Origin of the sequence: Rhodococcus sp. GA1 (genome assembly GCF_024321955.1) — a bacterium.
GTDB classification, from domain to species: domain Bacteria; phylum Actinomycetota; class Actinomycetes; order Mycobacteriales; family Mycobacteriaceae; genus Rhodococcus; species Rhodococcus pyridinivorans.
In genome coordinates this window covers 2,140,276-2,155,323 of sequence record NZ_CP097186.1, presented here as the reverse complement: position 1 = coordinate 2,155,323, position 15,048 = coordinate 2,140,276, and the positions used below count along the sequence as shown (strand labels likewise).

The 15,048-nt window shown below is 69.1% G+C and carries 13 protein-coding genes; 3 read left to right on the top strand and 10 right to left on the bottom strand.

Going from position 1 to position 15,048, the window contains the following annotated elements; translation table 11 throughout:
* Positions 1 to 183: 183 nt before the first annotated feature.
* Complete coding sequence (locus M3330_RS10105) at positions 184 to 762, top strand: DUF2231 domain-containing protein (protein ID WP_019290281.1); 579 nt, start codon at positions 184 to 186, stop codon at positions 760 to 762.
* Between the two features lie 79 nt (positions 763 to 841).
* On the opposite strand, the gene M3330_RS10100 is transcribed toward M3330_RS10105, so the two are convergent.
* The 8 genes from M3330_RS10100 to M3330_RS10065 form a co-directional block, all read right to left on the bottom strand.
* The gene (locus tag M3330_RS10100) at positions 842 to 1,261 is read right to left on the bottom strand and encodes a RidA family protein (protein ID WP_084222369.1); all 420 of its coding nucleotides are present in this window, start codon (positions 1,259 to 1,261) and stop codon (positions 842 to 844) included.
* A 28-nt stretch (positions 1,262 to 1,289) separates the two neighbouring features.
* Positions 1,290 to 2,888: a gamma-glutamyltransferase family protein gene (locus M3330_RS10095; protein WP_219129844.1), complete on the bottom strand. Its 1,599-nt coding sequence runs from the start codon at positions 2,886 to 2,888 to the stop codon at positions 1,290 to 1,292.
* On the bottom strand, positions 2,885 to 3,241 hold the full coding sequence (locus tag M3330_RS10090; RefSeq protein ID WP_006552493.1) for a non-heme iron oxygenase ferredoxin subunit: 357 nt from the start codon (positions 3,239 to 3,241) through the stop codon (positions 2,885 to 2,887). The genes M3330_RS10095 and M3330_RS10090 overlap by 4 nt, the downstream gene beginning before the upstream one ends.
* A gap of 39 nt (positions 3,242 to 3,280) precedes the next feature.
* Entirely contained in the window at positions 3,281 to 4,735 is a 1,455-nt protein-coding gene (locus M3330_RS10085; protein WP_019290277.1) for an aldehyde dehydrogenase family protein, read from the bottom strand.
* Positions 4,732 to 5,955, bottom strand: coding sequence for an NAD(P)/FAD-dependent oxidoreductase (locus M3330_RS10080; protein ID WP_219129845.1), 1,224 nt, complete (start codon positions 5,953 to 5,955; stop codon positions 4,732 to 4,734). Before M3330_RS10080 ends, M3330_RS10085 begins: the two co-directional genes overlap by 4 nt.
* Entirely contained in the window at positions 5,952 to 6,338 is a 387-nt protein-coding gene (locus M3330_RS10075; protein WP_051121625.1) for a Rieske 2Fe-2S domain-containing protein, read from the bottom strand. Before M3330_RS10075 ends, M3330_RS10080 begins: the two co-directional genes overlap by 4 nt.
* Positions 6,339 to 6,422: 84 nt before the next feature.
* On the bottom strand, positions 6,423 to 7,142 hold the full coding sequence (locus M3330_RS10070; RefSeq protein ID WP_006552489.1) for a TenA family transcriptional regulator: 720 nt from the start codon (positions 7,140 to 7,142) through the stop codon (positions 6,423 to 6,425).
* Positions 7,143 to 7,183: 41 nt separating this feature from the next.
* The gene (locus M3330_RS10065) at positions 7,184 to 7,633 is read right to left on the bottom strand and encodes a heme-binding protein (RefSeq protein ID WP_006552488.1); all 450 of its coding nucleotides are present in this window, start codon (positions 7,631 to 7,633) and stop codon (positions 7,184 to 7,186) included.
* 329 nt (positions 7,634 to 7,962) lie between these two features.
* Between M3330_RS10065 and M3330_RS10060 the strand changes: the two genes are divergently transcribed.
* Entirely contained in the window at positions 7,963 to 9,615 is a 1,653-nt protein-coding gene (locus M3330_RS10060) for a CdaR family transcriptional regulator (protein WP_033097932.1), read from the top strand.
* On the opposite strand, the gene M3330_RS10055 is transcribed toward M3330_RS10060, so the two are convergent.
* Positions 9,602 to 11,074: an MFS transporter gene (locus M3330_RS10055; RefSeq protein WP_006552486.1), complete on the bottom strand. Its 1,473-nt coding sequence runs from the start codon at positions 11,072 to 11,074 to the stop codon at positions 9,602 to 9,604. The genes M3330_RS10060 and M3330_RS10055 overlap by 14 nt on opposite strands.
* A gap of 326 nt (positions 11,075 to 11,400) precedes the next feature.
* Here M3330_RS10055 and M3330_RS10050 point away from each other — a divergent pair, with 326 nt between their 5' ends.
* Positions 11,401 to 12,999: a hypothetical protein gene (locus M3330_RS10050; protein ID WP_064852193.1), complete on the top strand. Its 1,599-nt coding sequence runs from the start codon at positions 11,401 to 11,403 to the stop codon at positions 12,997 to 12,999.
* A 40-nt stretch (positions 13,000 to 13,039) separates the two neighbouring features.
* On the opposite strand, the gene M3330_RS10045 is transcribed toward M3330_RS10050, so the two are convergent.
* On the bottom strand, positions 13,040 to 14,638 hold the full coding sequence (locus M3330_RS10045; protein ID WP_033097930.1) for an FUSC family protein: 1,599 nt from the start codon (positions 14,636 to 14,638) through the stop codon (positions 13,040 to 13,042).
* Between the last annotated feature and the right edge of the window lie 410 nt (positions 14,639 to 15,048).

Below are 15,048 nucleotides of genomic sequence, written 5' to 3'. Positions count from 1 at the left end.
CTCCGTCGGTGCGGTCCGTCGTGAGCTCGTTCCAGGTCGCATCGACCGCGTCGCGAGCCAACTGTGCAACCGGCCGTTGCACTATTTCCTGACGCCGGACGTTCAGGTCCAGCGATCGAAGGGTGCCGTCGCATCGCGCTCACCCGGCGATTCGTATCTGTTGCCGACGGGTATCGCCTCATCATGAACCTGCACGAACTCCTGCGCGCCGTCGAATCGTTCGACGCTGTGGATCGGCCCGCCGAGCGCATCGCGCAGCGCATGCGGCGAGTCCTCGACGGCTCCGTCGTCGACGACCTGCTCCGAGGTTCCTGGCTCGGACACCCCGTCCATCCGCTTCTCGTCACCGTCCCGATCGGGTCGTGGGTGTCCGCGGCGGCGTTGGACGCGCTGCCCGGGCAGCGCACCGCGTCCCGGCGACTCGTCGCGTTGGGACTGGGCGCGGCGGTCCCGACGATCGTCACCGGCTACACCGACTTCTCCACCCTGGAGGATGCCCCTCAGCGCAGGGTCGGTGCGGTGCACGCCGTGTCCAACGCGATCGGGGTGATCTGCATGGCGACGTCCTATCGCGCGCGACGTGCCCGCCACGACCGGGCGGGGACGATGTGGACTTTGATCGGTCTCGGCGCGGTCGGAGTCGGTGGCGCTCTCGGCGGTCACCTCTCCTACGCCCAGGGTGGCGGAGTGTATCGGTGGCAGCGACCGTCCGAGAGTGTCGATCTTGCAGCCGAACTCGAGGACATCGGCGCCAAGCGCTGAGCACTAGTCCCCGAGGTTCACAACCGAGAAACGAGGCTCACAACCCTGATGGTCGACCACCAGGATTGTGAACCTCCGTCTATCCGCACACGGCGGTCAGCGCGATCTCGAGCGGTGCCCCGCCGGGCAGGGTGTGGACGCCGACGGCGGTGCGCGCCGGTAGCGCATCCACACCGAGTTCGCGTTCGATCAGGTCCGACGCGCCGTCCGCGACCACCGACAGATCGACGAAACCGGGCGCGCTCGCGACGTAGACGACCATCTCGACCGGCCGGAACGACGTGGCCTCCGGCAGCGTCGCGCGGATCGCTGCCAACGCGTTGCCCACCGCGACGACCGCGGCGGCCCGGGCCTGTTCGACGGTGACCTCCGCGCCGACCCGTCCGGTGAGGATCAGCTCGCCGTCTCGCCGTGGGGTCATGCCCGCCGTGCGGACGGTGTCGCCGGCCAACACGGCCGGGACGTATCGCCCCTGCGGACGCGGTGCGACAGCGGTCACATCAGTGGACACCCATGGCGAAGCAATGTCAGAGGACACCCAGAGCCACCCCCTCCTGTCGTGGATCGCTGCCGCCGGAGAGCACCCCGCGGTCGTCGATCGAGATCACCTGCGCGCTGCCCTCGGCGTCGAGTGGTTCGAGCACTTCCACCAGGTGGCCGAGTTCGCGCAGTTCGTCGCACACGCCGTCGGCGACGTCGCCTTCGATCCGCAATGCGGTCGGTTCGCCGAGCACGTTGGCGTCCGATCCCGGGAAGACGGTGAAGCGCGGCGCCGAGACCGCCTCCTGGGGGTCGAGACCGTGGTCGAGCAGGTGCGACAGCAACTGCATGTTCCACTGCACCTGGCCGTCGCCACCGGGCGTGTTGCCCACATGCCGCAGCTCACCCGCCGAGTCGGTGACGATCCACGCGTTGAGTGTGTGCAGGGGCTTGCGGCGCGGCGCCACCTCGTTCGGATGCCCGTCGATCAGGTAGGCACCGCGACCGAGCCGGTTGTTGAGCACGATGCCGGTGCCGGGCACGGTGAGCTTCGCTCCGAAGGTGAACGCCAGCGAGTGGATGAACGACACCGCCCGCCCCTCGGAGTCCACGGCGACGAACGACGTCGTGTCCCCGGCGGAGACGGCGAACGCCTCGGCCGGTGCACGCCCGTCGATCCGTGCGCGACCGGCTGCGATGTTCGCGGGATCGAGCACCCGTGCGACCCCGTCGTTGTCCGACGAGCACCAGCGGAGCCTGTCTTCGAAGGCGACGGTGGCCGCGCGGGCCATCCGGTCGATCGATGCCGCGCCGAGCACAGGGTGGGTGCCGAGCGCGTCGTCGCACAGGGCGGCCTGGTGCAGCACCATCCATCCCGGTGTGGGGAGCGGGGTCTGGTGCACGACGTGACCGGCATAGCTGCCGGTGAGCGCCGCCTCCGCGTCCACTGACGCCCCGGCCTGCCATTCGTCGCCGCTGAACGGTGCTCCGCCCCCCTGCAGCGCAGCCACGCAGCGTTCGGCGAGCGTGCCGGTGTAGAACGATGCCGGATCCTCGGCCAGGGCACGGATCGTGCGGGCCAGATCGGGCTGGGGAAGCACGTCGCCGAGGCGCGGGACCCGGTCGCCCGGTGCGTACACCGAGGCGAGTCCGGCGTCGCCGCGGATCGCATGCAGAGCGGTCTGCACGTCGGTTCGGGTCTTCGCCGAGCACGGCAGGCCGCTCTCGGCGATCCGGGCTGCCGGCGCCCACAGTTCGGGCAGCGACCTGCTCGCTCCCCGCCGGTGCAGTGCCGCCAGCGCGGCGGGTGCGCCGGGAACGGCGACGGCGAGCGCCCCGTCGAGCGGGATCGTGTCGAGTCCCCGTGCCCGGTAGAAATCCGGTGTACCGCCGTCGGGTCCGTAACCGCTGCCGTTGACGGTCCACACCGACCCGTCGGGCTCGCGGACCACGGCGAACGCGTCGCCGCCGATGCCGCACTGCCCGGGCAGGGTCAGCCACGTGACCGCTGCCATCGCCAGGGCCGCGTCGACGGCGTTGCCACCGTCCTCGAGGACGCGGACCCCGGCGAGGCTCGCGAGCGGATGACTCGACGCGACCATGCCTCCGGTCGCGACCGTCGCCGGTCGTGTCGCGCGCCGACTCATGCCGATCGCATCCGACGTCGACGGGGTCCTTCCGGCGGCTCGGCGGGGTCGATCCCGACGAAGATCTCGCCGTCGCGCTCCTCGCACGGATAGGTCTTGATGGGCTCGGTGGCCGGCGGGCAGATCGGCTCACCGGTCTCGAGGTCGAATGCGCTTCCGTGGCAGGAGCATCCGATGCCGTCCTGGACGAGCTTGCCGGACGACAGCAGGCAGTCGAGGTGTGAGCAGTAGTTGGACGTCGCGTACGCCTTGCCGTCCAGTCGGGAGATGGCGAACTCGTAGTCCTCGGCGTAGAACCGGCGGACGATGCCTTCGGGCACCTGCCCGGATCGGGCCACTCGCTTGAACTCCATGGTCTTTCCTCCAGGCTTGTCGAGGGTCGGTGTCGCCGGTCAGGCGTCGGGGGACAGATAGACGGTCTTCTCGGACTGGTAGAACTGCATGAGCGTGGGGCCGGCCTGTTCCTTGAAGGTCTGCGTGCTCGACTGCTTGTAGCCGCCGAACGGCGCGTTCATGGCCATTCCCGTCGTGGGCTGGTTGACCTTCACGAGCCCGGTCCGCGACCCGGCGATGAAACGCTGTGCAGCGGACAGACTCCGGGTGACGACCGAGGCGCTGAGCCCGAAGGCGGTGTCATTCGCCAGAGCCAGGGCCTCGTCGAAGGAGCCGGCGCGCTGGAAGGCCAGGACCGGGCCGAAGATCTCGTCGGTGAGCAGGCGCATCCCCGGGGCGGTGTCTGCGAACACTGTGGGCCGCACGAAGAATCCGTCTCGCAGCGCGTCGTCCTCGCATCGCACGCCGCCGCACACGAGCCGTGCGCCTTCGTCCGTGCCGATGGTGACGTACTCGAGGAACTTGTCGAGCTGACCGCGACCCGCGAGCGGGCCGACATCGACGGCGGCACCCGAACCCGGTCCCACCCGCAGTGCGAGGGTGCGTTCGGCGACCTTCTCGAGCAGTTCGTCGTGGATCGCGTCGACGGCGACGACACGGCTGGTGCCGGTGCACGCCTGGCCCGACAATCCGAAGGCGCCCTTGACGATCAGTGCGGCTGCGGCGTCGAGGTCGGCGTCGGCCAGCACGACGACGGGGTTCTTGCCGCCCATCTCCAGCTGCACGCGCCGGTCGGGGCCGACGCTGCGGTGGATGGCGCGTCCGACCTCGGTGGAGCCGGTGAAGGTCACGGCCGCGACCCGTTCGTCGCCGGACACGGCCGCGCCTGCCTTGCCGTCGCCCTGGACGAGTGCGATCGCGCCGGGCGGCAGACCACCGGCGAGCAGGGCCTCGACGAGTCGCTGCCCCATCAGCGGGGTGATCTCGGACGGCTTGAACAGCACCGTGTTGCCGGCGGCGAGCGCCGGACCGAGCTTGCGGGAGGGGATGTTGAGCGGGAAGTTCCACGGTGTGATGGCACCGACGATCCCGATCGGTTCGCGCACGGTGTAGATCGTCGTGGATCCGGGGGCCGGGAAGGTCGCACCGGTGGCGCGCAGTGCCTCACCTGCGTAGAAGCGCAGGTTCATGGGGGTGCGAGTCACCTCCATCGACGCCTCGGCGCGGGTCTTGCCCTCTTCGCGGATCAGTTCGTCGACGAGTTCGGCCGAGTGTGCGGCGAGGTGGTCGGCGGCTGCTTCGAGGATCGCGGCGCGGCGTTCGGGCGGGGCGGCGGCCCATTCGGGCGCGGCCTTGTCGAGAGCATCGACCGCGTTGCGGACGTCGATGGCGTCGGAGTCCGGGAAGGTGCCGATCAGATCGGTCTCGTCGGCGGGGTTGCGGCGTTCGAAGACCGCGCCGGAGGCGGCCGGTACCCAGTTGCCGTCGATGTGGTTCAGTCCGGTGATCGTCATGCGGGTTCGACCTCCTCGTACATCTCCCACAGATCGGTGTCCTCGTCGGCGAGCAGCGCTGCGTCGACCCTGCGGCCGATGAGTTCGCGGGCCGCCATGATGTCCTCGCCGCGGTCCATCGCGAAGGCAGCGGTCAGAACGTCGCCGGCGAGGTAGAAGACCGAGAACTCTCCGCTGTCGGTGTCACCGCGGACGACGAGTTCGGTTGTTCCGGAAGCTGATCCGGCGAACTGGATGTTGGTGTCGTACTGATCGGACCAGAACCAGTGCGGGTCGTCGGAGAGCGACTGCCGCCCGACGATCGTGTCGGCGACCACCGCGGCCTGGCGGTTCGCGTTGTCGAAGTGTTCGACGCGCACGTGCCGGCCTTCGCGCGGAAAGAACCGCTTCGCGACATCGCCTGCCGCATAGATGTTCTCGACCGAGGTGCGCCCGGTGGCGTCGACCACGATCCCGCCGTCGACGGCGAGTCCGCTCGCCGCCGCGATGTCGGTGTTGGGGACGATGCCGATGCCGACGACCACGGCGTCGGCCTCGACGATCCCGGTGGTGGTCTCGATCCGCACGCCATCATCGGAGGTGGTCACCGAGGCGACGCCCGTGCCGGCGCGCAGGTCGACACCGTTGCGGTGGTGCAGTTCGGCGCAGTGCCGGCCGACCTGCTCGCCGAGGATGCCTCCGAGGAGGTGTTCGGCCTGTTCGAGGACCGTCACCGTCACGCCGAGAGATCTTGCGGTCGCTGCGATCTCGAGTCCGATGAAGCCCCCGCCGACGATCGCGAGACTCGAGCCCGGGGTCAGGCGGGCTGCGAGGGCGGTCGCGTCGTCGAGGGTGCGCAGGTAGTGGACGAGATCGGGCCGGGATCCGGTGGTGGTGAGGGTGCGGGGGCGTCCGCCCGTGGCGAGGACGATCGCGTCGGCGGCGATCTCGCCGCCGTCGAACTCGACGGTGCGGGTCGCGGTGTCGATGCGCTGAACCGACACACCCTTTCGGATGTCGATGTCGTTGGCGTCGAGCCATTTCCGGGTCAGCAGTGCGAGTGAGTCGACTCCTTCGCGGCCTGCGAGGAATTCCTTCGACAGGGGTGGGCGCTGGTAGGGGGCGTGCTGCTCGTCGCCGAGCAGCACGATACGTCCGTCGAAGCCGCGGCGGCGCAGGGTGCGTGCGGCGACGGCGGCGACCTGGCCGGCGCCCACTGTGACTACGGTGCGAACGGTCATGCCGAGCACTCCTTTCCGGATGCGGCCGGTGCCGGACGCGGGGTGGGGTCGACGAGGACGGTCTCGTCGCGCACGAGGACGGGATAGACCGGCTGGCAGAGGTCCTGGTCCTCTTCGTATCCGGTCTCGAGATCGAAGCGCCACTGGTGGCCGGGGCAGATGACCCGGCCGTGCAGAAGCGTGCCCTTCGCGAGCGAACGGTCCTGGTGGATGCACAGGTCGGCGAAGGCGTAGATGCGGTCGTTCGCATGGAACAGTGCGATCGCGAGGCCGTCGACCTCCACGCGGAGTTTGCGGCGGCGGGTCACCTCTTTCACCGTGGCGACGGCGACCCAGGTCGGGGACTCCGCGGCGGTGTCGGTGCCGGCGGTCCCGCTGCCCATGATTTCGGTGGACATGCTTCTCCTTCGCTCGTGTGCGAGACCGGGAGCGGAAGCCGCGAGCGACTTCCGCTCCCGCGCATCGGATCAGGCGGACGCCAGCTCCAGATCGGGGGCGACGTACGTGTCGTACAGGCCCTTCGTGTACGAGAAACGCATCTCCGCTCCCCAGCGAACGAGCTGCAGGCAGCGCTGCTGCAGCTGCGGGGTGTCGGCGCAGTCGAGGACGATCTGGTAGCCGCGCTCACCGTGCACCACGTCCGAGGTGATGTGCAGGTCGAAGAACTCGATCTCGTCCTCGGTGAAGCCGTACACCTCGCGGAGCGGGACGATCTGCTTCTTGTAGATGCTCGGCACCTGCGATTCGAGGCCCACGACCAGGGCCGCGGTGGCGACGACGAAGTGTTCGCGCTGCGACACCGCGTAGCACCAGGCCTGCAGTCCGCGGGTGACCGCGTTCATGTTGTTCGGATCCTCGACGCGCTCCTTGGTGGTGCCGCACGCCTCGGCGAACTTGATGAGCAGGTCGGTGTGCCGGATGTCGGCCAGCTCCTCCTCGTACATGTTCTGGAGGGTGAAGTCCTTGGCGTCGGTGAAGTGATCGGGGGTGTTGGAGTAGATGTTCGCCAGGTAGTCGGCGAAGGGGCCGACGTAGTGGTAGTGGTTCTCGGCCCACCGGGCGAAGTGGTGCTTCTCGAGCTTGCCCTCGGCCCACGCCTTGCTGAACGATGCGTTCTTCGCTTCGCGTCCCTTGATGGCGTCTTCGAGTGCGGCGCGGAATTCGTCGCGTCCGAGCAGTTCGGTCATGATGATGCCTTTCGATGAGGAGGTCGTGCGGGGGGATGCGATCAGGCGTTGATCGCGGAGGTCAGGGCTTCGAATTCGGCGATCATGGCGGCGCCGACCGCTTTGTCCTGCTCGCCGTTGCCGCCGCTGATGCCGACGGCGCCGACGATCTGTCCGTCGTAGACGAGGGGGAAGCCGCCGACGAAGATCGCGAACTTCCCGGGGAGCATGTGGCTGATGCCGAACGCTTCGTTGCCGGGGAGTGCGGGTCCGTTGGGACCCTCGTTGAACAGGTGGGTGGCGCGCTCGTGGCCGGCGGCGGTGAACGCCTTCGCCATGGCGATCTCGACGCCGGTGAGGCGGGCGCCGGGAAGCCGGTGCAGAGCAATGACGTTCGCGCTCTCGTCGCAGACGCAGAGGGTCTGCTTCACGCCGATCTCCTCGGCCTTCGCGCGGCCGGCGGCCAGCAGGGGGAGTGCGTCGTCGAGGGTGATGCGGTGGATTCGATGCATTGGTCTCCACTTTCGGAGTCGGGTCGGAGAGTCGGACGATTCCTGGTCCGCGTCGGGATCCGTGTGCGTCCCGCCGATGTCGCGTCGCTGAAGTGTCGGCGGGTGCCGGAGCGGTGGAGCGGTGTGTCCGGCGTGGCTCATTTCTAACAGGGCCGTGCGCCGATGGGGACGGTCAGGATCACCGTCGTTTTCGGGATTCGGTGTACACAGTGCACATGCGTCTGGGGCGCATGACTCTGGTATCTGGTGTAGAAAGTGCACACCGCCACGGTGTCGACGGGCCCACCCCCCTCACAGCCCGCCGATGCTCCCGATGGAAGCAGGTCCCCATGGAATCGAGCCCGCGTCTGACAGTCCGAGGGCTGCTCGACGAACCGCTCATGGAGGGCGCCCGGGTCGTGGATCGGGAGGCCGATCTCGACCGGGCGCTCACCTGGGTGCTGCCGTTCGGCGAGGTCGTCGGCCGATTCGATGATCTCACCGGCGTCGCCGTGTACATGCGGCCGGAGGCACTGGCCGACAGCGCGCACGCCCTGTCCGCGCTCGCGGCCCGCGACGCGGCGGCCTTGGTCGTCGACGGCGCGGTGCCCGCCGGAATGTCCTGGCCGGCAGGACTGGTGGTGATCGAACTCGACCTGCCCGTCGGATTCGCGGCACTCAACCGGTTGCTCGCCGAGCGGTCGCTGATGCAGGAAGTGCACGTCATGCGCTATTCCGCGCACGTGCACTCGACGCTCGCCGGTCTGCTGCACCGCGGCGCGGGACTGACCCTGCTCGTCAAGGAGGTCTCGGCGCTCGCACAGCATCCGGCGATCGCACTCGATGCACGTGGTCAGGCCGTCGCCTTCCACGGCGTGGATGCCGTTCGGGCGGAAGAGATCTCGGCGATACTGCACAAGCAGCTGTCGACGGTGACGGCCGCGGAACGTCACGCCCCCCACGACACCCGCGTGCTGGAGGAGGTCGTCGGAGGCACACCCTGGACGTGCACGGCCAGCACCATCCGGCTCGGCAAACGGTTCGAGGGCTGGGTGGTCGTGCTCGCCTCGGGCGCGTCTCCCGGACCGCACGAGCTGGCCCAGCACGCGGTCGTCACCGAACAGGCGACGGCGATCATCGGATCGGAGATGCTGCGGCAACGCAGTGTCGACGAGGCCGAGGAACGGGCCCGCGGCGATTTCGTGCAGGCGCTGGTGCACGGCAGTTTCACCAGCCAGCACGACATGCAGGCGCGCGCCGAGTACCACGACATCGATCTCACCTCGTCGTTCGCGGTCTTCGTCGCGCCCGGTTACGGGGAGAACCCGGCCGGTCCGGGTGGCGACGAATCCGGTGGACTGTTGCGGTTGGCCCGGTACGCGGCGAGCGTCCTGCCCCACCCGTCGGTGCGCTCGTATGTCACGGTGATCGGCGACGTCCTGGTGGTGGTGCGGTCGCTCCGCTACCGCGACCCGAGCGACGTCGAACTCGAGATCGCCGAATACGCCGACGCGGTGTCGCAGGACCTGTCCCGCCGGCGCGTGCGTCCGGTGCCCGTCGCCCACGGCGCTCCGGCCGTCGGCGTGGACCAGATCCGGGAGAGCTACCGGCAGGCCCGCGTGGCGCTCGGCATCGGGCAGCGGCTCGGGATGTCGGGTTCGGTGGCCTACCGCGACCTGCGGGGTTACGGTGTGCTCGAGCTGGTCGCCGAGACCGATCGCAGCCGCAGATTCGTCGGCGACGTATTCGGGACGCTCAAGCCCGGCACCGACCTGTACGACACCCTGCTGGCCTATCTCGCGGCCGGCGGGAACGTCAACGCGGCGGCGCGGGAGCTGTCGGTCCACCGCAACACGATGCTGTCGAAGCTGGACCGGATCTCCCGTGCGATGGGGATGGACGTCCGGCTGCCGGAGAACCAGTTCACGGCCTGGCTCGCCGTCCGCCTCGAGCTTCTCGACCGGTTGCGCACCTCGGTCGAGAACGAGATCAACTACCGCTGAGAGCGGTCGACTCGGAGCCGGTCGGTGCGTGATCCTCGGGGTCGGCCCCCAGGAACGACGCGGCGAACCCCGCGCACACGACCACGGCGCACACCGCGAAGAGCGGTCCGACCGTCCACGAACCGAGCGCGACGGTCACCCACGCGGCCCCGACGGCGGAGCCGCCGAAGCGGATCAGGTTGAACACCCCCAGGCCCGTCCCGCGCTCGCCCGCCGGGGACCGCGTCGAGCCGGCCGCCGCGGGGGTCTGCACGGCGGCGATGCCGGCACCGGTGATCGCCAGGACGGTCGCGACGAGCCACAGCCGCGGTTCGTCCGCCGAGAGGACGACGGCAAGCGCGATCTGACCGACGAGCAGCACCACCAGTCCCGCCCGCAACATGTGCCGTCCGCCGACGCGATCGACAGTGCGGCCGACCACCGGTGCGAGGACCGCCATGACTGCGGGCAGTGCGAACAGGATCGCCCCGGCCGTGGCCGTCGACGCGCCCGTCGCGTGCAACCGCAGCGGCACCGCCAGCAGAGCGGCGCCCAGGCAGAACATCTGCGCGAAGGCGGCGGCCGCGCTCCGCGCGAATCTGCTCTCGACCAACAGTCGGACGTCGACGAACGGCACGTCCGCGCGTAGGCAGTGCACGACGAAACCGACCAGTACGACGATCGAGACCGCCAGGGCGATCCCCGCGACGGACGTGGGAACACCTGCTTGTCCGAACATGCTCAGTCCCAGCACGACTCCGGCGGAACCGAGGGTCAGTGCGATCGCACCGGGCACGTCGAGGGTCATCCGGCGGCCGGGGAAGATCGGGATCCAGCGCAACGTCCCGGCAAGACCGATCAGTGCAATCGGGATCATCGGGACGAATACCCATCGCCAACCCCAATGTCCCGCAACGAAACCGCCGAGGGTGGGGCCGATGGCCTGACCGAGTCCGTTCACGGTGGCCCACGCGCCCACCGCGCGTGCGCGTCGATGCGCGCCGAACAGCCACGCGATCAACCCCATGACAGCAGGCGCGAATGCAGCCGCCGCGACTCCGCCGAGGGCGCGCCAGACCACGAGGATCTCGAGGGTCGGCGCCGTCGCCGCTCCGGCAGCACAGATCGCGGTGCCGAGCAGGGCACCGCAGTAGACGCGACGCCGACCGTATCGGTCACCGATGTACCCTGCAAGGGGCATTGTCGCAGCAAAAGTGAGAAGGAAGCCGACGGCCAGGAGTGCGCCGTCTTCGAGGCTCGCGTCGAAGTCGGAAAGTATCTGTGGCAGTGGGACATTGATGATGTTGTTGCTCAATGTCCCGACGAGGGTTCCGGCGAGCAGGGCGGACAGGGCCAGGGGAGTGCCCGTATCCGTCTCGGCTGCCGGCGCTGCCGGTGTATCGGTGCGAGTGGTCATCGAACTCTCCGGAACCTCGGGGAACTGCGCGGCACGGTTCGTACCGTCGAACCACTTTCGCACTGCGCTACCGTCGGATGCATCGCCATCGCGGAGTGAAGGTGCACATCGGATCCGCGTAAGCCGGTGCAGGGTGCATATTCGACGACGTCGTGAGGGCGGCGCGGGGCGCGCGACACATGTTCGTAGCAATATTTCACACCGGAGCGCTTCGTCGTCACGAAATCGCAAAAGTGGAACACAGTGCACAACTAGCGTGGCGGGCACTGTGCACCGTTCTCGTTGACCGAGCACGGGCCGTAGCGGAAAGTTCCCCCAATACATCGAGTTCCCATTCACCGTCCACGAACACAGCCCGACTCGTTCCACCCCCTGTCGAAGGAATCGCCTTGGACGTACAACTCACCGCCGCGCACTGGGTCTACCTGGCCGGCATCCTCGTCATCCTGGCCACCATGGCCCTGCGGAAGAACATCGTCGTTCCTGCAGTCGTCGCAACCTTCCTGACCGCACTGACGTTCTCCGGCAGCATCGTCACGGGACTGTCGGCCATCTTCAATGCGAGCCTCGTCGCGGCGAAGGAACTGTTCAACATCTTCCTCATCATCGCGATGGTCACGGCCATGCTCGGCGCGCTGCGCCAGCTCGGCGCCGACCGGATGATGGTCGCGCCGTTCCGGCGGGTCATGCGTGCGGGCACCAGCAGCTTCCTCGTCCTCGCCGCGGTCACCTACGTGATCTCCCTGTTCTTCTGGCCCACCCCGGCCGTGCCCCTCGTCGGCGCGGTGCTCATCCCCGTCGCGATCCGCGCGGGCATGTCCCCGCTGTCGGTGGGCATGGTCATCGCGATCTGCGGCCAGGGCATGGCGCTGTCCTCGGACTACATCATCAAGGTGGCGCCCGGTATCTCCGCATCGGCGGCCGGCGTCGAGGCCGACGCCGTGGCGGACAAAGCCATGGTCCTGTCCCTGATCGTCGGCGGCACGGCTCTGCTGATCACCTACCTCGTGCAGAAGCGGCATTGGCGTGCACCGTCCCCCGACCTCCTCGTCGAGTGGGAGGCCGCAGCCGACCGCGGCATCGGTGACACAGCCGACCGCGGCATCGGCGAGACCCGTGACGACTCCTCGGGCGACGGGGGTGGCTCCCGTCCTCCGCGTCGGCCGGAACCCGCCGGTGGCCCCAGCGGCGGCGGAGAGCAGGCGGCGACGGCCACGGCGGTGCTCGTGGCGCCGTCCGACCCGATCGCCGACCCCGACTCCGCGGCGGAGAAGGAACGCCGCGGTACCGCGAAGGCGTTCGCGATGCTCGTGCCGCTCGCCTACCTCGCGTTCATCGTCTACTTGATGCTGGGCAAGTTCACCGAGGTCGTGCCGCCACTGCAGGGTGGTGACGCCGCCGCGATCGTGGGTGGGATCGCAGCGCTGATCCTGTTCGCCGCCGCAGCGTCGACCGACCGCGGAGGTTTCCTCGAGACCACCTCGGACCATCTCGTCGACGGCCTGGTCTTCGCCTTCAAGGCCATGGGCTGCGTCCTCCCGATCGCCGGCTTCTTCTTCATCGGCAATCCGGAGTTCGCGGGACCGATCCTCGGCATCTCCGCCGACGCCGCAGGCCCGGCTATCCTGTTCGACCTCGTGACCACGGTGCAGTCGCACCTTCCGCAGAACGCCTTCATCACGTCCTTCGGCATCCTGCTCATCGGCCTCGTCGCCGGGCTCGACGGGTCCGGATTCAGCGGACTGCCCCTCACCGGTGCGCTGTCGGGTGCTCTCGGACCGGCCGTCGACGTCGACCCCTCGACGCTCGCGGCGATCGGTCAGATGGGCAACATCTGGGCCGGTGGCGGCGTCATCATCGCCTGGTCCTCGCTGGTCGCGGTGGCCGGTTTCGCCCGGGTGCCCGTGCTCGATCTCGCCCGCAAGTGCTTCCTGCCGGTGATGGCGGGGCTGATCCTCTCGACCGTCTTCGCAGTCCTGGTGTTCTGACGACGGCGCGTATTCCGACGGAAGCGACCGGGTCCCTGCTTCAGGGGCCCGGTCGTTCCGGGAGGGTCAGGATCCGGTAGCCGAGTTCGTGGAGACGGCGGTGCTCGATCCAGCGTTCCCGGGTCCACGCCGGCTCGGTGTGCGCGGCGATGACGGCCGCGGTGGTGGATGCGTGGAGGTCGAACTCGAGGTCGCGGCGCAGTTCGGGCAGCTCGCGGACGTCCGTCGACGCGGCGATTCTCGTGACGGCGTCGCGGACGCGGCCGTCGGCGAAGTCGAGGACGCGACGGTGGGCCCGGGGAAGTACGCCCCACAGCACCGCGAGCGCGACGAGGACGCCGACAACGGTCTCGAGGAAGCGGTCGCGCGCGACCGTCACCAGATCGCCGGGGGCACCCAACCCGCCGAGGACGACGACGAGTGGGGTGATGAAGACCATCGCCAGGCCGTAGTTCCGCACCAGGAACATTTCCGTGCCGGCCATCACCGCGGCCAGCACCACGACGAGGGCGACACCACCGGGATGGAAAGGCGTCAGGCAGGCCACCAGGACGAGTCCGAGCACGGTGCCGAGGAAGCGGTGCGCCGCCCGGTAGGAGCCGAGGATCCGATCCGGTCCCTGATGCAGGATCATCGCGGCCGTGATGACCGCCCAGTCGGGACGTCCGACGCCCAGCGCGATGGCGATCGTCCCGGCGAGAGGTCCCGCGACGAGCAGGCGCACCGCGATCGTCGCCGACCGGCTGCGCAGGTGCGCGGCGCGCGCGAGGCGGTACCGCACGGAGGGGCGTCGCAGCGGGGTCCGCAGTCGCAGATCGTCCTCGGGAACTGCCTCGTCCCGCGGACGCTCGTCCAGTGTCTCCGCGCATCGGAGGTGCGCCGCGCGCAGCGTCTGCTCCAGCGGATGCCCCGAATCGATGAGTCCGGCGTCGTGCAGGCACTGCCAGGCCGCGTGCAGATCGTGGACCGCGGCGCGGCGATTGCCGGGTGAGTTCTCCTCGAAGACCGCGTCGACGGCAGCGACCGCCGCGGCCACGGCGGTGCGTTCCGGGGTTCGCGGCCGGAACGGGGCACCGGACATGGAGGCCACGACGGCCGTTCCGGCGCCGATCGCGGTCCACGCCGAGACCGTCGGGACGGACACTCCCAGCGCGGGGAGAGCGGATGCGATCTCGAGGGACAGCAACATCAGGAAGGCGCCGGGCGCACCCATCCGCAGGGCGTCGACGACGAAGGCGCACACCGCGACGGTCGCGGTCATCGCCGCGACGACCACCAGGTACCACCACGCCGACCCGCCCGCGGCCAGTTCGTGGTGGACGACCGAACCTGCGAGGGCACCGATCGTCGCCAGTGTCACGAGCACCGTCCCGATGACGGCGACCGCTCGGGCACGGACGCGATAGGGGCGTTGCTCGCCGTAGACGACGGCGAAAGCGCCGAGTGTGGCGATGGCGGAGACGGCGCCGAATCCGAGAGCGACGCCCACGAGACCGGGCACCGCGACCGTGGCGGCTGCGCGCGCGGCGCCGGGCCACCGGCGTCCTTGCCGGGGAACCGACAGCATCGCCGTCCGCAACGGGGCGGGGGTGGGCAGCGGAAGGTCGACGACCCGATGATCTCCGCTCGCTTCCGCCACGTCGTACCACCCTAGGAACCGACGGGGCACTGCTTACCGCCGGCAGGCGCGCATGAGGCGCAGGTCACTGGGCTGATCCGCCGCATTTCCCCACGGAATATCCGCCCCGGAATTCCGCGGCGTGCGAATTGCGAACGTATCGAATTCGCCGGTGGAAAATGCGTCGACTCGCATATTTCTCGTAAATAGGATAGAAGAGGGGAGCGCCTGTTTCGAAGTCGGGAGAAATTCGCCCGGCCCCGTGAAAGGACATTCGATGGCACTCAATGTTGTGTTGTTGTTACTGGTACTGGCTGCGGCCTTCGCGTCCGTCGCCGCTCTTCATTCGGCGGACGAGCGCCGCACCCGAAATCCCTGAGTGAATTCGGGGCGACGCGGATCCGGCAGCCCGCGGAAATATCCGCGTCGGC